Genomic DNA, 21,658 nt, shown 5'->3' on the forward strand with positions numbered 1-21,658 from the left:
CTCACCCGGCGGCCGACCGGGCCGAGTCGTCGATCTGCACCGGGTACCCGGCCCGCAGCGCGGCCACTGTCGACGGCGGAGTGACCACCTCGGCGAGCCCGTCCCCGCTTCCGGCCCCGCTCCCCGGCCGGGCACGCCGCGCGCCGTAGCCCGCTCCGCTCCACTCGACCAGCTGGTCCCCGAGCAGCAGCAGCGGGACCCCGCCGAGCCGGACGAACACCCCGTCCGGCAGCTCGGCCCAGGGCAGGGCGTGGGTCCGCCGCCGGTGCGTCCCCGGGACCAGCCGCTCGGCGTGCAGTTGACGGTTCATCCGCTGCGCCGACGGCGGCTCCACCCCGAGCCCCTCGGCCCAGGCCGCGCGGTAGGCGCGGTAGTCCGCCCGGCGGCACTCCGCGCACGGGCGGTGCCCGGCCGCGAGCGCGACCGCCTCGTCGTGGAAGTACAGGAAGGTGTAGTGGTGCGGCAGCCACTGGTCCGGGTGGTGCCGCTCGCGGAATCGCAGCGCGCAGGTGATCCAGAGGTCGCCCGCGTGGAAGCGGACGATCTCCCGGCCGGAGTGCAGGATCCCCCGGTTCCCGGTCCACGCCCCGCGCAGCGGCACCGCCACCAGGTCCCCCAGCGGCGTCACCCGGTTCCGCCGGGGCACCGGCGCGGGCTCCGCCCGTCCTCCCTCGCGCGTGACCTGGTTCACGGCTCCGGCACCGGCTCGGACGCCGGCTCCGGCTGCTCGGTCTGGAGCCCCCGCTGCAGACCGATCAGCGCCACCACCGCCGCCACCGCCATGATCCCCGCCATCGCGTACAGCACCGTACGGGTCGCGTAGGCGAAGTCGAGCCTGATGAAGTCGGGGATGGCCCCGCCGCTCCCGCCGCCCTGCGACTGGGAGAACTGCCGCGCCTCCGCCGCGGCCTGCGCCCGCGGCATCCCCTGGGCGACCAGCGAGGAGGTCACCCGGTTGTGCATCTCGGAGACCAGCGTCGTCCCCAGCACCGCGATGCCGAGGCTCGCGGCGTAGTTGCGGACGGTCTGGGTGATCCCGGTGGCCTCGCCGTAGGAGAGCCGGGACGCCCGGTTCACCGCGTCGGTGCTGGCCGGGCCGAGCATGAAGCCCATCCCGGCGCCGGACAGCACCACGAACCACTGCTGGGTGCCGAAGTCCAGCCCGGTGACCCTCCCCGCCCAGAGGAAGAAGCCGACCGCGGCCAGCGCGCAGCCGAGCACCACCGGGCGCTTGGCCCCGCCCCGGTCCAGCATCCGCCCGCCGATCTGCGAGGCGACCACGAAGCCGAGGAAGAAGTAGAGCAGGTAGAGGCCCGCCTGTGACGCGGTCTTGCCCAGCGCGATCTGCGCGTACTCGCTGGCGAAGAAGAACACCGGCACGAACACCAGCATGGAGACGCCGAGGACCAGGTTCTCCACCAGGAACGCCCGCACCTTGAAGATGCCGACCTGGATCAGCGGCTCGGGGGTTCGGCGCTCCACGTAGAAGAACACCACCAGCAGCGCCGCCCCCGCGGCGATGCACAGTCCGATCGCGGGGTTGCTCCAACCCCAGATCGGCGCCTGCTGGAAGCCGAAGACGCTCAGCGCGACGCCGCCCGCGATCAGCGCCAGGCCGCGGTAGTCCATGGACGCCGGCCGGTGCTCGGTGACCGGCTTGGACACCGCGATCAGGACCAGGGCGATCAGCGCGACCGGGATGTTCACCCAGAAGATGGCCCGCCAGGTCCACTCGGTGAGGTAGCCGCCGAGGATCGGGCCGATCGCGGTGAGCCCTCCGGCGATGCCGAAGAACAGGGCCAGCGCCTTGCCGCGCTCCCGCAGCTCGAAGGTCTGCACCACGATGGCCAGCGCGGCCGGGAACATCAGCGCGCCCCCGGCCCCCTGCACCGCCCGGAAGGTGACGATCCAGGCCTCCGCCAGCGACCCCTTCGGGGTCAGTCCGCACAGCGCGGACGCCGCCGCGAAGACGATCACGCCGGCCACCACCAGCCTGCGGTGGCCGAGCGTGTCCGCCAGTCGCCCGCCGAACGCGAACAGCGCGGCCAGGGCCAGCAGGTAGGCGTTCACCGCCCACTGCACCCCGGTGCTGCTCAGACCCAGCTCGCGCTGGATCTGCGGCACCGCGATCGACACGATGGTCTGGTCGATGAACGTCATGGCGACGGCGAAGATCATCGCCGCCAGCACGAGGTTCCTGGACCGGCCGGCAGTGCCGCCCATGGCTGCTCCTTCGTCGCCCCTGGCCGGAATCCGTGCTCGGACTCCGGCATCGGGCCAGATCATACGGCCCGTCAGCTCGCGGCGAAGGTGAACCAGTTGATGTTGACGAAGTCGGCCGGCTGGCCGCTGGCGAAGGTCAGGTAGACCGTGTGGGTGCCGGTCACCCGGGAGATGGTGGCCGGGACGGTCTGCCAGGTCTGCCAGCCGCCGGTGCTGCCGACCGCGAAGCTGCCGACCGGCGCGGCGGTCGGGCTGTCCAGGCAGACCTGGACCAGGCCGCTGACGCCGGCGGCGGCGCCGGAGGCGACCCGGGCCCGGAACTGGGTGGCGCCGCCCGAGCCGAAGTCGACGCCCGCGTAGCCGAGCCAGTCGCCATTGGCGATCCAGCCGACGTCCTGGCCGCCGCCCGCGTCGCCGGTGGTCTCGGTCTGGGTGCCGGACTGGGAGGTGTAGGCCTCCGCCTGGATCGTCGCGAACGCGCTGGTCCCGCCGCCCTGGGTGGGCGGCGGCGAGGAGGGCGGGGTGGTCGAGCCGCCGGAGCTGCCGCCCGCGGTGATGGTCCACACGGTCGGCACCGAGGACTGGACCCGGCCCTCGAAGTCGACCCCGGCCGGGTGCACGTCGTCGTAGGGGAAGGCGTAGCCGAGGTGGTCGGTCGCGGTCTGGTGCAGGATCCGGGCGTAGTGGTTGCTGTGCGGCTGCTGGTAGAACAGCGCCGGGTTCTCGCCGTCCGGCTGGTTCGGGTTGTCCAGGATCGTGGTCCGGTTGAAGGCCGCGGCGAGCCGGGCGCTGAGGTTGCCCATCTCGTCGTTGCCGGTGGTGAACGGGGCGGCGCTGCAGTTGAACACGGCCGCGGTGGACGGCTTGGCGAAGGAGCCCACCCCGGGGAAGCTGAGCACCCCGCCGCTGACCCGTCCGGTGGTGCTGCCCCAGGAGGCCTGGGTGTCGATCACCAGGTCGGTGCTCTGGTACTTCGTCCAGACCTGGTTGATGTAGCTGTCCAGGTAGCCGCTGAACAGCGCCGGGTTGGAGGCGATGGCGGTGTTCGGGCTGAGCACCCGCAGGGTCCCGCCGGAGGAGTTGGGCACGATCAGCTTCGCCCAGTCGCCGCCGTCCGAGGCGGCCTGGGTCCGCAGCGCGGCGGCGACGGTCTCCAGCCCGCCGGCCGCCAGCCCCTGCACGGTCTGGGTGCCCTGCCCCGACGTCTGCAGGTTGAAGGAGATCGGGACCGAGGCGAAGTCCACGTAGCTGATGTTGGCGTAGAGCTGGGTGGTGTCGTAGGTGAACTCGCAGAAGCTGTAGGAGGTGGCGATGTTCGGGTCGCTGGGGTTGGCCACCGACGGCATGGCGATGCCGGGGCCGGGGTTGATCAGGAAGGTCAGCTTGCTGCCGATGGAGAAGTAGATCCGCCCGCTGGCCAGGTAGGGCAGCGAGATCCGGCGGGAGGCCGCGCCGCGGGCGGGCAGGGTGATCGCGCAGTCGGCGCCGAGCGCCGCGCCGGGGGCCGCGGGGGACGGCGGGTGGTAGAGCGTGCTCCCGTCGGCTTCCAGGAAGGCCCACTGGTTGCCCTGGTTCAGGTCGAGTCCCAGCACATAGGCGTAGACGGTGTCGGAGCTGGAGTTGTTGGCCAGCTCCACGTCCAGCACGGCGGGGGTGCTCGCCGAGGCGGTGCGTTCGAGCGAGGTGAGCAGGAAGGGTGCGGCCACGGCCGCGATGGAGGCGCCGATCAGGGTGCGACGAGCGATCACGTCAGGCTCCTGGGGGTGCTGCGGTGGGGGTGGTGTGACGATCCATCACCCTCCTGCCGCCGCCGGGATCGGTCAATACCTGACGCATGAAAGCGCTCTCAACCTTCACTTAAGCAAACCTCTTGAACGAACACCGGTTCTGTCGATCATTCAGGCGGCGCGGACGCTGTCGTTCGGGGTACAGGTGACCGTAAGGTCGAGTCTCCGCTGCACGGATGAGGGAGGCGGTTGCGATGGCGGACGTGCCGTTGCTGTCCCTGCACGGGGTCTGCAAGCGGTTCGGGGCCCTGCGGGCCCTGACCGACGTGGACCTGGAGGTGCGGGCCGGCGAGGTCCTCGCACTGGTCGGGGACAACGGCGCGGGCAAGTCCACCCTGGTCAAGACGATCTCCGGGGTGATCTCGCCGGACGCCGGGGTGATCGCCTGGCAGGGCCGCCCGGTGGACATCAGCACCCCGCAGCACTCGCGCGAGCTGGGCATCGCCACCGTCTACCAGGACCTGTCGCTGTGCGAGAACCTCGACGTGGTCGGCAACCTCTTCCTCGGCCGGGAGCTGCGCCGGTTCGGCGTGCTGAACCACATCGAGATGGAGCGGCGGGCCCGGGTCCAGCTGGAGGGCCTGGCGATCACCCTGCCCAGCCTGCGCACCCCGGTCGCCTCGCTGTCCGGCGGGCAGCGGCAGGCGGTGGCCATCGCCCGCTCGCTGATCGGCCGGCCACGGCTGGTGGTGCTGGACGAGCCCACCGCCGCGCTGGGGGTGGAGCAGACCGCCCAGGTACTGAACCTGATCCGGCGGCTGCGCGAACGCGGCCACGGCGTGGTCCTGGTCAGCCACAACCTGGAGGAGGTGCGCACGGTCGCGGACCGGGTGGCGGTGCTGCGGCTGGGCCGCAACAGCGGGCTGTTCGAGGTGAAGTACACCACCCAGGAGCAGATACTGTCCGCGATCACCGGCAACGACACGCTGGCGGTGACCCTGCAGCACAGCCTGCTGCCGCGCGGCCTGCCGGAGCAGAGCGCGCTGGAGGTGGCCTACCGCTACCTGCCCGCGCAGGCGGGCGTGGGCGGCGACTGGTTCGACGTGATCCCGCTGTCCGGCGCCCGGGTCGCGCTGGTGGTGGGCGACGTGGTCGGGCACGGCCTGAAGGCGGCGGCCACCATGGGCCGGCTGCGCACGGCGGTGCACAACTTCTCCTCGCTCGACCTCCCGGCCGGCGAGCTGCTGGCGCACCTGGACGACCTGGTCGGCCGGATCGACCAGGAGCAGGAGGACTCCCCCGGCGGCGGCGCGCTGATCGGGGCCACCTGCCTGTACGCGATCTACGACCCGGTGTCCCGGCGCTGCGAGGTGGCCAGGGCCGGGCACCTGCCGCCGGCCCTGGCGCACCCGGACGGCACGGTGGAGTTCCCGGAGACGCCCGCGGGACCGCCGCTGGGCCTGGGCGGCCTGCCGTTCGAGAGCGTGGAGCTGCTGATCCCCGAGGGCAGCCGGCTGGTCCTCTACACCGACGGCCTGGTGGAGGACCGCGCCCGGGACATCGACCTGGGCCTCGGGCTGCTCCGCGACACCCTGGCCGAGCAGCAGCGGGACCCGGAGGAGACCTGCCAGGCCGTCATCAAGGCGCTGCTGCCCAGCAACCCGGTGGACGACGTCGCGCTGCTGGTCGCCCGCACCCGGGCGCTGGCGGCCGAGGACGTGGCGCTCTGGGAGGTCCCGGCCGACCCGGCCGCGGTCTCCGGCATCCGCGCGGAGGTCGCCCGGCAGCTGGCCCGGTGGGAGCTGGACGAGCTGGAGTTCACCACCGAGCTGATCATCAGCGAGCTGACCACCAACGCGATCCGCTACGCCACCGGCCCGATCACCCTGCGGCTGCTCCGCGACCGCTCGCTGATCTGCGAGGTCTCCGACACCAGCAACACCTCGCCGCACCTGCGCTACGCGGCCGGCACCGACGAGGGCGGACGCGGGCTGTTCCTGGTCGCCCACATCGCCGAGCGCTGGGGCACCAGGTACACCGCGACCGGCAAGACCATCTGGGCCCAGCAGCGGCTGCCCCGCTGAACGGGGCGACTCACCCGGCGGTCAGGAGCCGGTGGCGGCCAGCAGCGCCGTCGCCTCGTCCCGGCGATCCGGGCACGGCGCTGGTCGCTCCGGGTCCGCGCCCTCCGGCTCCGCCTCCGATGCCGCGGCGGGGACGGCGACCGCCCGGTCCTGCGCCGGGGCCAGACGGGGAGCGGGGGCCTGCGGCCACGTGATCATGGGTGATCCTCCTGTCGTCCCCCCGGCGTCCGTGGCGGGGAGACGACACGAATCCTTCCACGACCGGCTCCGGCGGACACCCCCTGGAGATCACAAGAAGACCTCAATCCGTCACCCCGGGTCACCCGGGGTCCGCCGCGGCGCCTGCTCCTCGGCCAGCAGCGAGAGCAGCCCGTCCACGCCGACGGCGCCGGCCAGGTCGTACAGGCAGGGATCGCCGTCGACCAGGGCCAGCACCGGGCCGCCGGGATGGCGTCCCACCACGCTCCACCAGGACGCCGACACCCGCAGCACCCGCGTGCCCCCGGGCCCCGGCCAGGACCGGCGCAGCACCCCCGCGGGCAGCCGCCCCTCGGCCCAGGTCCTGGCGCAGCCGCCGAGCTCGCGGAGCAGGCCCGCGGTCAGCGGGTGCTCCGGGTCGGGCAGCAGTGCGGCATCGGCCAGGCGCAGGCCGGGGCGCGGCACCGGCCCGGTCAGCTCGTCGACGAGCTGCCGGGCGTCGACGTGCCGGAGCGCGGCCAGGCCGCGCATCCGCTCGGCGTCCGGTCCGCCGCCTGGTTCCGGCGGCATGGGGTGAGGGCCCTGGTTCATCGTCTCCGTGCTTCCTGCGACTGCCCGGAGCCTACTGATGTCGACGGCCGGGGTCAGGCCGGGTTGGCCAGTCCCTCGATCACCTCGGCGCCGGGGAGCTGGGCCAGCGCCCAGCCGGGCAGGATCAGCTTGCCCCGGCGCAGGCCGCTGCCGATCAGCGCGTACTCGGTCGCCGCCACCGCCGCGTCGACCAGCAGCGGCCAGCCGGACGGCAGGCCGACCGGGGTGATCCCGCCGTACTCCATGCCGGTGGCCCCGACCGCAGTGTCCATCGGGGCGAACGACGCCTTGCGCGCGCCCAGGTGCTTGCGCACCACGTTGTTGACGTCCACCCGGGTGCCGGCCAGGGCCATGCACGCGGCGAGCGTGGTCTCGCCGCCGCGCTTCGCGGCGACCAGGACGCAGTTGGCGGAGACCTCGGCCGGGACGTCGTAGGCGGCGCAGAAGACGGCGGTGTCGGCCTTGTCGGGGTCGGTGTCCACGTACAGCACGGACTGGGCCGCCTCGGGGGTCCAGTTCTTCAGTGCGTCGGCCACCAGTCCCGCGAGCTGGTCGGGCACGTCCAACGCCCGCTGGACAGCAGTGAAGTTGCCGAAGGGCACAGGGATCAGGTCACTCATACCGCCGACTCTAGCGGCAGCGGACGGGGCTGCGGACCGGGCGGCCGACCGCCGCCGAGGGCGCGGGCCGCCCGGTCCAACTCCCCCAAATACGGACTCTTTACCCGCTCTTGAAGCTCCGTCGGGGAATCTCTTGACCTGAACGAGGGAAATCCCATACGTTCTGCACCTGCCTGGCCGGACGCACGGCCGTATAACACGACAGGAAAACTGTGAACTGGTACGTCGATGTCCTCAAGAATTATGTCGGTTTCAGCGGCCGCGCCCGCCGCCAGGAATACTGGATGTTCTTTCTGTTCAACGTCATCGCCTACATCGTGCTCGCCATCATCGACGCGGTGATCGGTTCCAGCATCCTGGGCATCATCTACGGCCTGGCCGTGCTGCTGCCGTCGCTGGCCGTGGCCGCCCGCCGGCTGCACGACACCGGCCGCAGCGGCTGGTGGATCCTGATCGGCATCGTCCCGCTGGTCGGCTGGATCATCCTGATCGTCTTCCTGGCCACCGAGGGCCAGCCGAACGACAACCAGTTCGGCCCGAGCCCGAAGCAGGGCGCGGTCGGCGTCTGACCTGTCCTCAGGTTCCGCACGGCTCCGCGGAGGCGGCGCACCCCGACGGGGAGCGCCGCTTCCGTCTTTCCATCCGCGAAATCTCACGTCCTGATAACGGCGCAGACACGACGGCCTAAACATCCGGGGAAATCCGTGTCCGCGCGGCGGTGCGGACAACTACCTTGATGCGCCTCACCTATCAGGACTTCAGGGGATTCCATGGGCGCTGGCCCAAGTGTGACCGTGCTCGTCGGGGACAGCCGCGGCACCGCCGAGATCATGCTCGCCGGGCACATCGACCGAAGCGCGCAGGCGCTGCTCGACGAGGCGCTCGAACCGCTGCTGACCCATCCCCTGGTGCTGCGCGTCGAGATCGACGTCGCCCTGGTGGACTACTGCGACTCCGGCGGGCTGAGCGCCTTCATCCGGGCGCACCAGCAGGCGGCCGACCACGGCGTGCCGCTGTACCTGGCCCAGGCCGGACCGCTGCTGCGCCGCATCCTGGACGCCACCGGCCTGGCCCGGCTGCTCCTCGCCTCGGCGTAGCCCCGGCCCTGGTCCGACCGCTGCTCAGCCGACCCGCCGCCGGAGTTGGAGCGTGTTGTCGGTGCCCGGGGCGGGCTGTCCCTCCGCGTTGGTGACGGTGCGTCGGTGCTCCTCGCTGCGCAGCACCTCCCAGGCGTCCGGCGGGAGGTCGAGACCGGCCAGGACCTGTTCCGGGCTGGGGAGTTCCAGGTGGGCGTGGTGGTCGTCCGCCGCCGGGCGGCGGGCGTGTCCGACGATCAGCAGGATGCCGCCGGGGACGACCGCGGCGGCGGCGGAGCGCAGGATCCGGTCCCGGGGGAACTCCTGCTCCGAGTGCAGGAACTGGGCCGAGACCAGCTCGAAGGCCCCGTCCGGGAAGGTCTCCGCCAGGTCGTGCCGCTGCCAGTCGATCAGGTCGGCGACGCCGTGCTCCTCCGCGTGCCGCGCTCCGCGCTCCAGGGCGACCCCGGACACGTCCACGGCGGTCACCCGCCAGCCCTGCCGGGCGAGCCAGACCGCGTCGGCCCCCTCACCGCAGCCCAGGTCCAGCGCCCGGCCGGGCGCCAGTGGGGCGGCCTCACGGACCAGGACCCCGTTGGGTTCACCGCTCCAGATCCGCTCGCTGGTCCGGTAACGGGTGTCCCAGAACTCCTCCGCCGTGGCGGGCGAGGCGTCCGCCGGGTCCGCCGAAGCCACCGGGCCCTCCGAAGCCGCCGTGTCCGCCCGGTCTCCCGGGCCCGCCGGGTCCCCCGGGTACGGGGGCAGCCCGTGCCGCCGGTCGCCGAGCACCCGCTCGCACACCTCGCGCTCGGCCTCCGCGGAGAACGGCTCCGCACCGGACCGCCGCCGGAGCGCGACCGCCCGGCGGGTGTCCTCGGCGACCAGGTCGCCGTTGATCGCCGCCGCGGCCCGCACGCCCGCCGCGGCGGAGCCGATGACCTGCTCGTGCAGCCCGGTCGCATTGCCCGCCACCCACACCCCGGGCGCCGCCGTGGCGCCGGTCGGGTCCGCGAGCAGGTGACTGCCGACCACCTGGCCGCCCAGCTCCAGGTCGGTCGCCGCGAGGCCGAGCCCGGCCAGCAGACCGATCCCCCGCGCGGTGAACTTCGGCGCGACCGCCAGTGCCTGAAGCTCGATCAGCTTCCCCCCGGCCAGCCGCACGCCGAGCCCCGCAGAACCGTCGCCGACCGGCTCAAGACCGACCACCTCGCCGTCCACGACCGAGACGCCGCGCGCGGCCAACTGCTCGAACTCCTCGTCGCTCGGCTCGGGGCCGGTGTGCAGGAACAGGGTGATCCCGCCGGCCCACTGCCGCCACAGCAGCGCCTGGTGCACCGACATCGGCCCGGTCCCCAGCACGCCCACGCTCTGGTCCCGCACTTCCCAGCCGTGGCAGTACGGGCAGTGCAGCACCTGGCGCCCCCAGCGCTCGGCCAGGCCCGGCAGCTCCGGCAGCTCGTCCAGCAGGCCGGTGGCCAGCAGCAGTCGCCGGGCCAGGACCGCGCCGCCGCCGTCCAGGACCACCCGGAAGCCGTCGTCCCCCCGCCGCTCGACGTCGGTGACGGCCCCGGCCAGGATCTCGGCGCCGTACCCGGCCGCCTCCGCGCGGCCGTCGGCCAGCAGCTCGCCGGGCGGGGCGCCCTCGCGGCCCAGGTAGCCGTGGATCCCGTCGGCCGGGGCGTTCCGCGGCTGCCCGGCGTCGACCACCAGGACCGAGCGCCGGGCCCGGCCCAGCGTCAGTGCGCCGCTCAGCCCGGCGGGGCCGCCGCCGATGACTACGACGTCATAAGCGTTCTGCTCGGGCCCTGTGGGTGTCTGTGTCGTCATGTGATGTGCCTCCGTTCAGCTCACTGCGATCGTCGGCGACAGCGACCCGGCTTGACAAACTTTCTTGCCGGAGCAGCAAATGGAAGCATGGCAGACGACGACATCCCCGAGGTGCTGACCGCCGTGGGCCCGCGGCTGCGCGCCTTGCGGCAGGACCGCGGCACCACCCTGGCCCAGCTGGGCGAGAGCACCGGCATCTCGGTCAGCACGCTGTCCCGGCTGGAGTCCGGGAAGCGCAAGCCGACCCTGGAGCTGCTGCTCCCGCTGGCCCGAGCACACGGCGTCCAGCTGGACGAGCTGGTCGGCGCACCGCCCACCGGCGACCCGCGGATCCACCCGCGCCCGTTCGTCCGGCACGGCCAGACCTTCATACCGCTGACCCGCCACCTGGGCGGCCTGCACGCCTACAAGCAGATCCTGCCCGCGGCGGGCCCGGCCCGCGAGGAGCGCCCCGAGCAGGGCACCCACGAGGGCTACGAGTGGCTGTACGTGCTGTCCGGGCGGTTGCGGCTGGCCCTGGGCGAGCACGACCTGGTGCTCACCGCGGGCGAGGCGGCCGAGTTCGACACCCGCACCCCGCACGGCTTCGCCAACGCCGGGCCGCAGCCGGTGGAGTTCCTCAGCCTGTTCGGCGCCCAGGGCGAGCGGATGCACGTACGGGCCCGCCCCACCGGCTCGTGACGCGATCGCTGCCTGCTCCCGGCGGGGTCATGACGGGTCGGCCTCCCGGCCGGGCGGCGGGTAGGCGTCGGCGAGTTCCTCGGGCGCGGCCTGGCGCCAGGAGTCGACCACGATGTCGCGCAGCTCGTCGAGGTCGTCCAGCGCGGACGGCCGGGCCCGGACCCAGGAGGAGTGGGCCTCGTGCGGCGGCACCCAGAACTTCTCCGGCTCGGAGGCGATCAGCTCGGCCCGCTCGTGCTTGGGGCAGCGCACGGCGAACGAGCCCGGCTCGGGGAGGGTGAGGAACATCCGGCCGGCGACATGGAACGTGGGGTGGTTCCACAGCTCCTTCTCCACCGCCTGCGGCAGGGACAGGGCGATGCGGCGGACGTCGTCGGCGTCGGGCATGATCGGACGGACCTCACCTGGGGCAGCGGGGAACTGAGCGCGGGTCAGCCTCAGCATAGGCAGTGCGCGTCAGGGCCGGATGTCGAGCCCGGTCCTCAGGGCCAGATCTCGGGGCCGCCGCAGCGCCACTCGATGATCGTCGGGTCGAGCCCCACCCACTCGGTCAGTCCGGCCATGTCCAGCAGCCGGTCGACGTCCTCGCGGGACTCGGCCAGGGCCACCACATTGCGGCCGAGCTGGACCCGCCGCCCGGTGCCGGCGGAACCGGTCTCGGGGGCGAGGACGACGACGATGGGTTCGGGGGTCTCGGTCATGCCCCCAGCCTGCGGTGCCCGCGCGGGCACCGCGAGCCACGGCGCGCAAGAGCGCCCGTTCCGACGAAGTGGCTGGTCCGATTGGGTGAGCGGCCGGGCCACCTCAACCGCGCCCGCAGGGAGATGATTTCCCGTCATCCGGGCAGGCGCTCCGTCGACCGTCCGACGAACGAGGAGTGCCGAAATGCCGATCCGTTTCCACAAGTCCTTCCGGATATTTCCGGGCGTACGTCTCAACGTCAACGGGCATTCGATGTCGGTCACCACCGGCGGAAAGCACGTGCACGTCACCGAGAACACCCGCGGCCAGCGCACCGAGTCGGTCGACCTGCCAGGACCGTTCTCCTGGCGCCGCGTCAGCAGCCGTCGCCGCCGGTAGTACGGCGCCGGCAGTACGGACGAGAAGGCCGCTGTCCCGGTGGTGTCCACCGGGACAGCGGCCTTCTCGAGGTCTCGGACCTTCGGGGGTCTCAGCGGCGGGAGCGACGGCGCGGGGTGTAACCGGTGCCGACCCCGGCCAGGTGCGCCGCGAGCAGGGTCAGGCCGAGCAGCATCAGGCTCGTCGGCGAGAAGACTCTGTCCACCACGGTGTCGGTGGCGTTGATCAGGAAGGCAGCACCGAAGGCGATGGCGGCGGCTATTCCGAGCATGGGGAACCTCTTTCGACAGGGACCGCGGCAGCCACTGCTGCCTCAACCGCCCGCCTACCCCGCTTCCGTGCTTCGATCCGCCCGTCGGCCGATCCAGGCGTCCACCCGCGACCACTGGTCGGTCAGCCACTCCTCACGGCCCGTCCGGTCGGACGGCAGCTCCGCCAGCGGCACCCGCCACCAGGTCGCGGTCACCGCGGTCCGGAGCGGAACTCCCTTCCAGACAGCGCCCTTTGAATCCAGCCGGTCCAGCCCGGTATGCGCCACGACCACCACCTCGGCGGCCGTGCCCGCCACTCCAGCCGCCCCCGCTGCCCCGGCCGCTCCCGCCGCCCCCGCGAGCAGGGCGAGCGTCCCCGGCATCCGCGGCGGCAGCACATGGTGCTGCCGCTGGGCCCTGGCGGCGCGGCGGAGTTGGCCGTTGCGCCGGAGCCAGGCGATGGAACGGGCCCGCCGTCCCTCGGTGAAGTTGCCGCCCTCGGGGAAGATCACCACCGCCTCGCCGGGACCCACGGCCGCGCCGAGCGCGCCGATCGCCGCCGCGGTGGCCGGATCGCCGTCCGCCGGGACGAAGCAGTGCGGCGTGCGGCCGATCAGCAGGTCCAGGCAGGGGTCCCAGCGCAGGAACGCCTTGAGCACCACCACCGGACGCAGCCCGGCGTCGCACAGCAGCGCGTGGATCAGCAGGAAGGAGTCCCCGGGACCGGCGTGCCGGGCGAACACCAGCAGCGGCGCCGGGGCGCCCCCGGCCGGGCGGATCGGCGGATCGACCTCCACCCGCAGGTCGAACAGCCGTCCGGCGGCGGCCCTGAGCACCCCCAGCAGCCGGGCCAGCAGCGCGTAGCTGAGCTGCCGCAGCCGCTCCTGCCGAGCCGGGCCCGGCAGGGTGGCGCAGCGGGCCCAGTCCCAGCCCGCCCCGGCCACCCCGCCCAGGTCGACCAGCAGGTAGACCAGCAGGAAGGCGGAGAGGCGCAGCAGCCGCAGCCGTGGTGCGAACAGCAGCACCACCGGCGCGGAGATCGCCGCCAGCAGGAACAGCGCCAGGGCGGCGCCGGTGAGGGCCACCGCCAGCGGCACGGTGACCAGGCGTCTGCCGACCGTGCCGACCGTGCCCGGCCGGACGGCGCTCACCGGGCCGCCGCCGGGTGCTCGGCGAGGTAGTCGGAGGTGGCCCGGTGGGCGCGGTCGATCCGCTCGGTGGAGAGCCCGAAGTCGCGGTAGCGCAGCTGCCCGGCGGCGCCGGAGCGTCCGATCGGGCCGCCGCTGGGCAGGACGTGCACCTCGACGCCGGGCGGCAGGTCGGCCATGTCGCGGGCGAACCGGTGCCGGCGGGCGATCTCGAACGACACCGAGGCCACCTCCCACGGGCGCCGGGGGACGGTCAGCGGCTGCTCGATCCGGCCGACCTGCAGCACGTAGACGACCCGGGCCCCGAGCGCGACGGCGCGGCCGACCGGGATGCTGTTGGTCAGACCGCCGTCCAGGAAGTGCTCGCCGCCGACCGCCACCGGCGGGAGCAGTCCGGGCACCGCGCAGGACGCCAGCACCGCGTCCACCAGCGCTCCTTCGGTGAACCAGTGCTCGGCCGCGCGCTCGATCCCGGCCGCGACGCACTGGTACGGGACGGCGAGCTCCTCGATCCGCTCGACCGGGAGGTACTCCCGCAGCATCCGGCGCAGCGGGTCGGCGGAGTAGAGGTGGGTGCGGCTGCGGGCCGCCTTGTGCAGCCGTCCCAGCAGCGAGCCGGAGAAGACCCCGGAGCGGCCCAGGCCGCTCCACAGCTCGGTCAGCCGGTCCACCGCGCCCGCGCTGGGGTCGGCGGCGATCATCGCGCCGTTGATCGCGCCCACCGAGGTGCCGACCACCAGGTCGGGGGTGATCCCGGCGGAGAGCAGCGCCCCCAGCATGCCCACCTCGCAGGCGCCCAGCGCGCCGCCTCCGCCGAGGACGAAGGCGCAGGTGTGGGCGGGGGTCTTCACGGTGTCGGAGGAGTCAGCCATGGGCGTCACCTTCCCCGGCGCCGCGGTCTCACCCCGCGGGCCCGGCGATCCGCAGCGCGAGTTGGGCCAGTCGGGCGTAGGAGTCGGCGAGCCGCATCAGCGACTCCCCCTCGGCCCGGTTCTCCTCGCTCACCACCCCGTCCGTCGGCGTCAGCAGCCGCCGGGCCTCGGCTGCCGCCTCGGTCGCCTGCTCCAGGTGCCTGCGCCCCGAGGCGAGCTGGTCTTCGCGTTCCGTCGAACCGTCCATACCGTGCATCCTCCCGCGATCCACCGCCCGTGGTGACCGAGTGGCCGAACAGGTGATCGTCGGTCAGTCGCCCGCGCCGCGGGCAGAACGGGTGGAGCGGCGCAGCAGCCCGGCCAGGCCGCTGCCGGAGAGCAGGTGGCCGAGGGCCAGCCGACCCGCGCCCTCGACCCCGGCCCGGCCGCCGAGCAGCGAGGTCTCGATGGCCAGGCTCCTGGTCGCCAGCGGCAGCGCACGCCGGTAGACCACGCCGCGGATCTCGGCGAGCAGGTCCTCGTGCAGTTCGGCCAGGCTGCCGCCGAGGACGATCAGATCCGGGTTGTGGAAGCTGACCGCGGTGGCCAGCACCTCCCCCAACCGCTGTCCGGCCAGCCGGACCTGACGCCGGGCCAGGGCGTTGCCCTCGCCCGCGATCCGGACCACGTCCCTGGTGCTCGCGACCTCGCAGCCGGCCGCGCGCAGCGTGGCCACCAGCGCCCCGCCGGAGGCCACCGCCTCGATGCAGCCGGTGTTGCCGCAGTGGCAGGGCACGTCCTCGTGCCCGGGGACCCGGACGTGTCCGATGTCGCCCGCGGCCCCGGCCGCGCCCCGGTGCAGCGCGCCGTCGGAGACGATGCCGCAGCCGATGCCGGTGCCGACCTTGACGTAGAGCAGGTGCCGGACGCCGGGACGGTGCGCGAACTCGCCCAGCGCCATCAGGTTCACGTCGTTGTCGACCAGCACCGGGGCGTCGTAGCGCCCGGCGAAGAACGAGGGGATCGGGTAGCCGTCCCAGCCGGGCATGATCGGCGGGCGGACCGGTGTGCCGGTGGCGAAGTCGACCGGCCCCGGCACGCCCATGCTGATCGCGCAGACCTCAGCCGGTGCGCGTCCGGCCCGCGCCAGCAGCTCCCGCAGCCGGGCGTCGACCCAGGACAGCACGGCCTCGGGGCCGTCCGCGACGGCGATGGTCGCGACGGTCTCGCCCAGCGGCTCCCCGCCCAGGTCGGCGAGCCGGATCCGGCAGTGGGTGGCCCCCAGGTCGACCGCACAGACCGCGCCGATCCGCGGGTTGAGCCGCAGCGTGAGCGGCGGACGGCCGCGGGCGGCGACCGCGGGTTCGCCGTCGAGCAGCAGCCCGGCCGCGATCAGGGTGTCCACCCGCTGGGAGACGGTGGCCCTGGACATCCCGGTGGCACCGGCCAGCGCGCTGCGGGTCCCCGCCGTCCCGGCCGCGACCAGGGCGACCACCTCGCTCAACGCCTCCTGGTGCCTCAGGTCGACCGCCGCCACCGCACCTCCACCCGCCCTCACCGTCGCGCCCGCTATTTATGACAGAAGTTAGCGTAACTCATGTCATTGTCAAGCAGATAGAGCGGGGATTACGTTTTCCGACGAGCCAGAAAAGGAGGCGTCCTGTGACGCAGCATCCGCTACGCGTGGCCATCGCCGGGGCCGGCATGGTCGCCCGGGTCCACCTCGACGCCGCCCGCAGGGCCGGGTCGCGGGTGGTCGGGATCGCGGCCTCGACACCCGAGCGCGGCAAACTGGCCGCGGCCGAACTCGGGGTGCCGCACGCCTTCGCGAGCGCGGAGGAACTGGTCACCAGCGACGAGGTCGACATCGTCCACATCTGCACGCCCAACGACCGGCACCGGCCGCTGGCCGAACTCGCGCTGCGCTCGGGCAAGCACGTGGTCTGTGAGAAGCCGCTGGCGACCTCCGCCGCCGACGCCGACGCACTCACCGCGCTCGCCGCCGGATCGGGCCTGCTGGCCGCCGTCCCGTTCGTCTACCGCTACCACCCGATGGCGGCCGAGGCCAGGACCCGGGTCCGCTCCGGCGCGCTCGGCCCGGTGCACCTGCTGCACGGCCACTACCTGCAGGACTGGCTGGCCGACAGCGCCGACAGCAACTGGCGGGTGGACCCGGTGGCCGGGGGCCCGTCCCGGGCCTTCGCCGACATCGGCTCGCACTGGTGCGACCTGGCCGAGTGGATCACCGGGCACCGGATCACCGAGCTGGTCGCCGCCACCGCGACCGTGCACGGCGAGCGCAGCGCGGCCAGGGCCGGGACGTTCGCCGCGCCCGGTGCCGGCCCCGCCGCGACCGAGCCGGTCGGCACAGAGGACGCCGCGCACCTGCTGTTCCGCACCGACCGCGGGGCCACCGGATCACTGCTGGTCTCCCAGGTCTCCCCCGGCCGCAAGAACCGGCTCTGGCTCGAAGTGGACGCCGCCGAGGCCAGCGTGACGTTCGATCAGGAGAACCCGGAGACCCTGCTGCTCGGCCGCAGGACCGGGATCGAGGCGCTCGCCCGGGACGCCGCGCTGCTCTCCCCCGAGGCCGCGCGCCTCTCCACCCTGCCGCCGGGCCACGGCCTGGGCTACTACGACTGCTTCGCCGCCTTCGTCCGCGACGTCCACACGGCGGCGGCCGGTCCTGTCTCCGGCCCCGGCCCCGGCGCGGCCGAACCGCCCGCGTTCCCGACCTTCGCCGACGCCGCCCGCACCGCCGCACTGACCGACGCCGTCCTCGCCTCCGCTCGTACCCGCTCCTGGACTGAGGTGCCCGCCGCATGAAACTCGGATTCCTGACCGCCTGCCTGCCGCAGCTGACGCTGGAGCAGATCGTCCCCTGGGCCGCCGCCCACGACTACGACGCCCTGGAGGTCGCCACCTGGCCGGCCACCGGCTCCCGCGACTTCGAGGCCAGCCACCTCGACGTCGCCGCCCTGGACCAGCGCGCCGCCGAACAGGTCAAAGGCCTGTTCAGCCAGCACGGCATCGAGATCTCGGCGCTGGCCTACTACGAGAACAACCTCCACCCCGACGAGCGCCGCCGCGCCGAGATCGCCGACCACCTGCGCCGCAACATCGACGCCGCCGCCCTGCTCGGCGTCCCCTACGTGGGCACCTTCATCGGCCGCGATCCCGGACGCTCGGTCAGGGAGAATGTCGCCCTGGGCGAGAAGGTGCTGCCGCCGCTGGTCGACTACGCCGGCGAGCGCGGGGTCAAGCTGATCATCGAGAACTGCGTGATGGAGGGCTGGCACCCGGACGGCTACCCGGGCAACCTCGCCTACTCCCCCGAGCTGTGGGAGTGGATCTTCTCGCTCGGCTTCTACCTCAACTACGACCCCTCGCACCTGATGTGGCTCGGCATCGACCCGGTCGCGGCGCTGCGCCCCTACGTCGACCGCATCCCGCACGCCCAGGCCAAGGACGCCCAGCTGAACCCGGAGGCCCGGAACCGCTACGGCTTCTTCGGCAAGTCGATCGAGCGCGACAACCCCTGGGACGTCGGCTGGTGGCGCTACCGGGTGCCCGGCCTCGGCGACGTCGACTGGCGCGGCGTGGTCGACGCCCTCTACGAGGGCGGCTTCACCGGGACCCTCTCGGTCGAGCACGAGGACCCGGTCTGGGGCGGCACCGAGGAGAAGGTCAAGCAGGGGCTGGTCATCGCCCACCGCACCCTGCGCCCGCTCATCGTCGCCTGACCACGGCGACCAGCCCGACCGCGACACCCGAGGCGACGCCCGACGTGCCGCCCAACGCGACGCCCGACTCCTGCCGCCTGGCTCCTGCCGCCTGACGCCGCGACACCCGACCACCGCGCCCGACCACACCCACCCGAGGAGCGCACCGCCGATGACCCACCCCCTCTCCGTCCAGCTGTACTCCGTCCGCGATCTGCTGCCCGACGACCGCGACGGCGTGCTGCGCCGCATCGCGGAGATCGGCTTCGGCGCGGTGGAGCCGTTCCAGCCCACCGCCGACCCGCACGGCTTCCGCAAGGTCGCCGACGACCTGGGCCTGACCGTGTCCAGCGTGCACGCCATCACCCTGCTCGACGGGGACGCCGAGGCGGAGGCGGTGTTCGAGGCCGCCGCCGTGCTCGGCACCGACCTGGTCATCGTCCCGGCCGGGATCCCGGAGCAGGAGTTCACCACCGCCGAGGGCCTCGCCCGCACCGCGGAGACCCTCAACGCCCTCGCTGGGAAAGCCGCCGCGCACGGCCAGCGGATCGGCTACCACAACCACTGGTGGGAGTTCGAGCCGCAGGTCGGCGGCCGGCACGCGCTGGAGGCGCTGGCCGGGCTGCTCGCCCCCGAGGTCTTCCTGGAGATCGACACCTACTGGGCCGCGGTCGCCGGGGCGGACGTCCCGCAGGTGCTCGGCCGGCTCGGCGACCGGGTCCGCGCGCTGCACGTCAAGGACGGCCCGGTGGTCAAGGGCGAGCCGCACACCGCGGTCGGCGCCGGGGCGATGCCGGTGCCCGCGATCCTCGCCGCCGCGCCCGCCGACGCCTGGCGCATCGTCGAGCTGGACACCTGCGCCACCGACGTCATGGACGCCGTCGCAGCCAGCCACAGCTACCTGAGCGCGCTGGAGGCGCAGGCATGAGCGGCAGCGGTCCGCGCGGCCCGGTCGCGGTCGCGGTCGTCGGCGCCGGGGTGATCAGCACCCAGTACCTGGGCAACCTGGCCAGCTTCCCCGATGTCGAGGTGGTCGCCGTGGCCGACCTGGACACCGCACGCGCCAAGGCCACCGCCGACGAGTACGGCATCCCGGTCTCCGGGGACGTCGACACGGTGCTGGCGCTCCCCGAGGTCGAACTGGTCGTCAACCTGACCGTCCCGGCCGCACACGCCACCGTCGCCCGAGCGGCGCTGCGGGCCGGGAAGCACGTCTACGGCGAGAAGCCGCTGGCGCTCGACCCGGTCGAGGGCGGGAAGCTGCTCGCTGAGGCGGCGGCCCTGGGCCTGCGGGTCGGCAACGCGCCGGACACCTTCCTCGGCGCGGGCGTGCAGAGCGCGATCCGGGCCATCGAGTCCGGGGCCATCGGCGCCCCGGTCGCGGCCACCACCGCGGTGCTGAACTTCGGCCCCGAGCGCTGGCACCCCAACCCCGAGTTCCTGTTCCAGTACGGCGCGGGACCGCTGTTCGACCTCGGCCCGTACTACCTCACCGCGCTGGTCGCCCTGCTCGGCCCGGCCACCCGGGTCGCCGCCAGCGCCCGGCAGGGACGGGCGGAGCGGGTCATCGGCTCCGGGCCGCGGGCCGGCACCCGGTTCGACGTCGAGGTGCCGACCCATGTCACCGCGCTGATCGACTTCGCCGCCGGGGCCACCGCGGCCACCACCTTCAGCTTCGACTCCGCGCTGCCCCGGATGCAGTTCGAGGTCACCGGCACCGAGGGCACGTTGGAGCTCGGCGACCCCAACACCTTCGGCGGCCCGCTCCGGGTGCGCGGCGGGTCGGACGAGGACTGGCGCGACCTCCCGGTCACCGGGACCGACGCCGGACGCGGGATCGGCGTCCTGGAGATGGCCCGCTCGCTGCGCGCGGACCGCCCGCACCGCGCCTCCGGCGAGATGGCCCAGCACGTCCTGGACACCATGACCGCGATCACCGCCTCCGCCGCGGACGGCGAGTTCCGTTCCGTCCCGTCCCGGTGCGCGGTGCCGGAGCCGCTGCCGTCCGACTGGTCGCCGACGGACCCGACGCTGGGCTGACTCCCCCGCGCGCGGCGGCGAAGGCCGACCTCCGCCAGCTGAACGCCGCCCACCGCGGGAGCGCTCCCGCTCGCGCGCCCGATACCTCCGCCCGCCGTGCCCCGTGCCTGGGACACGGCGGGCGGACTGCGGTCCGGCCCCGTCGTCCCGCCCCCGTCCCGCCCGTTCTGTGTGCCGCGCTTCGAGGGGGCTGTGTGACTGGTGATACCTGTGTGACTGATGGGTTTTTTGAGGCCACGGGGAGCAGCGTGAACCATGGTGCGCCGACGTCGCCCGAATGCTCCATGCGGGTGGCGTCGGCGCGCGCGGCTCGCAGGCTGGGAGAGAGGAGCCCGGCCGCACGGGCCGTGGGCTCCCCGGTGAGTTCACACAACCAGGAGGCACCCGTGGCACGCGCCATGTCCAGCAGCGAGACCACCCTGCTGAAAGACCGTCAGGAGGACCCGGATTCCGCCGACGGGTCCCAACCAGGCGGCACCGCACCGCTGTTGCGGGCGGTGGCGCTCCAGCGCCCGGCCGACGAGCTGGTCCAGCTGGTGGCGATGCTCAACGAGGCCGACCAGTCCGACTACGCACAGCAGATACTCGACACCACGGCGACGCTGCGCACGGTCGAGGACTTCGCCGCCGTGGTCCCGAAGGTCGGCAGCCCGCAGGCGGTCCACGCCCTGCGACTGGCGGCTGCGCAGCGCCCGGTCGCAGAACTCGCCGAGCTGGCGGCCCTGCTGTTCGGCAACGGCCAGTCCGGCTACGCCCGGGAGGTGCTCAACACCACCGCGGCCGAGCGTCCGGTCGAGGACATCGCCGCAATGGTCCCGCTGCTCGTCGACGACCAGGCCGCGAACGCCCTGCACTCCGCCGCGGCCCAGCGCCCGGTCGCGGAACTCGCCGAGCTGGTCGGCCACCTGTACGGGACCCCGGACACCCTGCCCGCCGGCCAGGGCCGCTGGAAGCTCCGCCGGTAGCACCCCCCGACGTGGGCGGGGCGCCCGGCTCCGGCTCCGGCTCCGGCTCCGGCTCCGGCTCCGGCTCCGGCTCCGGCTCCGGCTCCGGCTCCGGCTCCGGCTCCGGCTCCGGCTCCGGGCACCCTGCCCCACGTCGCCGGCCCCAGGCGGAGCCGCTCGGTCCCGACGCCGCCGCCACCCTCCGGCGCCGCCGCCACCCTCCGGCGCCGCGGCGCCCCAGCCGGGCGCCGGGCCGGACCGGGACCGAAGGGACTCCACCCCCCGTTCGGCCCTGCCGTCCCGGCTGGCCGGGACCGGTGCGCCGGGCGATGCTGGAGAGATGACGCGTGATCAGGGTTATCAGCTCGCGGTCTGGGTCAGGCCGGACGACAGGGCCGTCGTGGCGCAGGTCTACGACCGGGACATGCACGTCGTCGGCGACCTGGAGCCGGTCCCCACCCGTGCCGCCCTCCAGGCCCTCATGGACCGCTACAGCATTCCGTCCGGCCGCTGGGACATCTCCGACGAGGCGGAAGCGGAGCTGGGCCCGGAGTGACCGGAGAGCGATCCGAAAAATGCCAAAGAACTCTTTGAC

General features: G+C 73.7%; 24 protein-coding genes and 2 pseudogenes. 12 read left to right on the top strand and 14 right to left on the bottom strand.

The window, feature by feature from the left end; genetic code table 11:
• Window position 1: 1 nt before the first annotated feature.
• The 3 genes from ACEZDE_RS03320 to ACEZDE_RS03330 form a co-directional block, all read right to left on the bottom strand.
• The gene (locus ACEZDE_RS03320) at window positions 2-691 is read right to left on the bottom strand and encodes a hypothetical protein (RefSeq protein ID WP_380531793.1); all 690 of its coding nucleotides are present in this window, start codon (window positions 689-691) and stop codon (window positions 2-4) included.
• On the bottom strand, window positions 688-2,223 hold the full coding sequence (locus tag ACEZDE_RS03325; protein ID WP_380531794.1) for an MFS transporter: 1,536 nt from the start codon (window positions 2,221-2,223) through the stop codon (window positions 688-690). The genes ACEZDE_RS03320 and ACEZDE_RS03325 overlap by 4 nt, the downstream gene beginning before the upstream one ends.
• Window positions 2,224-2,294: 71 nt before the next feature.
• A complete protein-coding gene (locus ACEZDE_RS03330) occupies window positions 2,295-3,971 on the bottom strand; it encodes a beta-1,3-glucanase family protein (protein WP_380531797.1) in 1,677 nt (558 codons plus the stop codon).
• 233 nt (window positions 3,972-4,204) lie between these two features.
• Here ACEZDE_RS03330 and ACEZDE_RS33725 point away from each other — a divergent pair.
• Window positions 4,205-4,708 (top strand): annotated as a pseudogene (locus ACEZDE_RS33725) (ATP-binding cassette domain-containing protein); the annotation flags it as partial.
• 228 nt (window positions 4,709-4,936) lie between these two features.
• Window positions 4,937-6,034, top strand: a pseudogene (locus tag ACEZDE_RS33730) (ATP-binding SpoIIE family protein phosphatase); the annotation flags it as partial.
• 21 nt (window positions 6,035-6,055) lie between these two features.
• On the opposite strand, the gene ACEZDE_RS03340 reads toward ACEZDE_RS33730, so the two are convergent.
• The 3 genes from ACEZDE_RS03340 to ACEZDE_RS03350 form a co-directional block, all read right to left on the bottom strand.
• Entirely contained in the window at window positions 6,056-6,232 is a 177-nt protein-coding gene (locus tag ACEZDE_RS03340; RefSeq protein WP_380531799.1) for a hypothetical protein, read from the bottom strand.
• A gap of 111 nt (window positions 6,233-6,343) precedes the next feature.
• Window positions 6,344-6,802 (bottom strand): hypothetical protein, encoded by a 459-nt coding sequence (locus ACEZDE_RS03345; protein WP_380531801.1) that lies wholly within the window; start codon window positions 6,800-6,802, stop codon window positions 6,344-6,346.
• A gap of 74 nt (window positions 6,803-6,876) precedes the next feature.
• Window positions 6,877-7,443 carry a YbaK/EbsC family protein gene (locus ACEZDE_RS03350; protein WP_380531802.1) on the bottom strand — a complete coding sequence of 189 codons (567 nt, stop codon included), beginning with the start codon at window positions 7,441-7,443 and terminating at the stop codon, window positions 6,877-6,879.
• A gap of 212 nt (window positions 7,444-7,655) precedes the next feature.
• Between ACEZDE_RS03350 and ACEZDE_RS03355 the strand changes: the two genes are divergently transcribed.
• Together ACEZDE_RS03355 and ACEZDE_RS03360 are read left to right on the top strand one after the other, a co-directional pair.
• Window positions 7,656-8,012 (top strand): DUF805 domain-containing protein, encoded by a 357-nt coding sequence (locus ACEZDE_RS03355; protein ID WP_380531805.1) that lies wholly within the window; start codon window positions 7,656-7,658, stop codon window positions 8,010-8,012.
• Window positions 8,013-8,213: 201 nt separating this feature from the next.
• Window positions 8,214-8,540 (top strand): STAS domain-containing protein, encoded by a 327-nt coding sequence (locus ACEZDE_RS03360; RefSeq protein WP_380531808.1) that lies wholly within the window; start codon window positions 8,214-8,216, stop codon window positions 8,538-8,540.
• 24 nt (window positions 8,541-8,564) lie between these two features.
• Here ACEZDE_RS03360 and ACEZDE_RS03365 read toward each other — a convergent pair whose 3' ends face one another.
• Entirely contained in the window at window positions 8,565-10,346 is a 1,782-nt protein-coding gene (locus ACEZDE_RS03365) for an FAD-dependent oxidoreductase (RefSeq protein ID WP_380531811.1), read from the bottom strand.
• Window positions 10,347-10,433: 87 nt separating this feature from the next.
• On the opposite strand from ACEZDE_RS03365, the gene ACEZDE_RS03370 reads away from it, so the two are divergent.
• Entirely contained in the window at window positions 10,434-11,027 is a 594-nt protein-coding gene (locus ACEZDE_RS03370; RefSeq protein ID WP_380531814.1) for a helix-turn-helix domain-containing protein, read from the top strand.
• A gap of 27 nt (window positions 11,028-11,054) precedes the next feature.
• On the opposite strand, the gene ACEZDE_RS03375 is transcribed toward ACEZDE_RS03370, so the two are convergent.
• Entirely contained in the window at window positions 11,055-11,414 is a 360-nt protein-coding gene (locus tag ACEZDE_RS03375) for an MmcQ/YjbR family DNA-binding protein (RefSeq protein ID WP_380531817.1), read from the bottom strand.
• A 95-nt stretch (window positions 11,415-11,509) separates the two neighbouring features.
• Complete coding sequence (locus tag ACEZDE_RS03380; protein ID WP_380531820.1) at window positions 11,510-11,728, bottom strand: hypothetical protein; 219 nt, start codon at window positions 11,726-11,728, stop codon at window positions 11,510-11,512.
• A gap of 184 nt (window positions 11,729-11,912) precedes the next feature.
• On the opposite strand from ACEZDE_RS03380, the gene ACEZDE_RS03385 reads away from it, so the two are divergent.
• Window positions 11,913-12,107: a DUF4236 domain-containing protein gene (locus ACEZDE_RS03385; protein ID WP_380531823.1), complete on the top strand. Its 195-nt coding sequence runs from the start codon at window positions 11,913-11,915 to the stop codon at window positions 12,105-12,107.
• A gap of 91 nt (window positions 12,108-12,198) precedes the next feature.
• On the opposite strand, the gene ACEZDE_RS03390 is transcribed toward ACEZDE_RS03385, so the two are convergent.
• The 5 genes from ACEZDE_RS03390 to ACEZDE_RS03410 form a co-directional block, all read right to left on the bottom strand.
• The gene (locus tag ACEZDE_RS03390; RefSeq protein WP_380531826.1) at window positions 12,199-12,378 is read right to left on the bottom strand and encodes a hypothetical protein; all 180 of its coding nucleotides are present in this window, start codon (window positions 12,376-12,378) and stop codon (window positions 12,199-12,201) included.
• A gap of 54 nt (window positions 12,379-12,432) precedes the next feature.
• Window positions 12,433-13,509 (bottom strand): 1-acyl-sn-glycerol-3-phosphate acyltransferase, encoded by a 1,077-nt coding sequence (locus ACEZDE_RS03395; protein WP_380531829.1) that lies wholly within the window; start codon window positions 13,507-13,509, stop codon window positions 12,433-12,435.
• A complete protein-coding gene (locus tag ACEZDE_RS03400) occupies window positions 13,506-14,378 on the bottom strand; it encodes a patatin-like phospholipase family protein (RefSeq protein WP_380531832.1) in 873 nt (290 codons plus the stop codon). Before ACEZDE_RS03400 ends, ACEZDE_RS03395 begins: the two co-directional genes overlap by 4 nt.
• A gap of 28 nt (window positions 14,379-14,406) precedes the next feature.
• Window positions 14,407-14,625, bottom strand: coding sequence for a hypothetical protein (locus ACEZDE_RS03405; protein WP_380531835.1), 219 nt, complete (start codon window positions 14,623-14,625; stop codon window positions 14,407-14,409).
• Window positions 14,626-14,688: 63 nt separating this feature from the next.
• Window positions 14,689-15,894, bottom strand: a complete 1,206-nt coding sequence (locus tag ACEZDE_RS03410) for an ROK family protein (RefSeq protein ID WP_380531838.1) — start codon at window positions 15,892-15,894, stop codon at window positions 14,689-14,691.
• A gap of 125 nt (window positions 15,895-16,019) precedes the next feature.
• On the opposite strand from ACEZDE_RS03410, the gene ACEZDE_RS03415 reads away from it, so the two are divergent.
• The 6 genes from ACEZDE_RS03415 to ACEZDE_RS03440 all read left to right on the top strand — a co-directional run bounded on the left by ACEZDE_RS03415 (window position 16,020) and on the right by ACEZDE_RS03440 (window position 21,619).
• Window positions 16,020-17,183: a Gfo/Idh/MocA family protein gene (locus tag ACEZDE_RS03415; RefSeq protein WP_380531841.1), complete on the top strand. Its 1,164-nt coding sequence runs from the start codon at window positions 16,020-16,022 to the stop codon at window positions 17,181-17,183.
• A complete protein-coding gene (locus ACEZDE_RS03420) occupies window positions 17,180-18,100 on the top strand; it encodes a sugar phosphate isomerase/epimerase family protein (protein WP_380531844.1) in 921 nt (306 codons plus the stop codon). The genes ACEZDE_RS03415 and ACEZDE_RS03420 overlap by 4 nt, the downstream gene beginning before the upstream one ends.
• Window positions 18,101-18,251: 151 nt before the next feature.
• Window positions 18,252-19,007, top strand: a complete 756-nt coding sequence (locus ACEZDE_RS03425; protein ID WP_380531847.1) for a sugar phosphate isomerase/epimerase family protein — start codon at window positions 18,252-18,254, stop codon at window positions 19,005-19,007.
• Complete coding sequence (locus tag ACEZDE_RS03430) at window positions 19,004-20,119, top strand: Gfo/Idh/MocA family protein (protein WP_380531850.1); 1,116 nt, start codon at window positions 19,004-19,006, stop codon at window positions 20,117-20,119. Before ACEZDE_RS03425 ends, ACEZDE_RS03430 begins: the two co-directional genes overlap by 4 nt.
• A gap of 386 nt (window positions 20,120-20,505) precedes the next feature.
• Window positions 20,506-21,084: a hypothetical protein gene (locus ACEZDE_RS03435; RefSeq protein WP_380531853.1), complete on the top strand. Its 579-nt coding sequence runs from the start codon at window positions 20,506-20,508 to the stop codon at window positions 21,082-21,084.
• Window positions 21,085-21,403: 319 nt separating this feature from the next.
• Window positions 21,404-21,619, top strand: a complete 216-nt coding sequence (locus tag ACEZDE_RS03440; protein WP_380531856.1) for a hypothetical protein — start codon at window positions 21,404-21,406, stop codon at window positions 21,617-21,619.
• Window positions 21,620-21,658 lie beyond the last annotated feature (39 nt).

This window comes from Streptacidiphilus cavernicola (genome assembly GCF_042510955.1).
In the GTDB taxonomy this organism is placed as follows: Bacteria; Actinomycetota; Actinomycetes; order Streptomycetales; family Streptomycetaceae; genus Streptacidiphilus; species Streptacidiphilus cavernicola.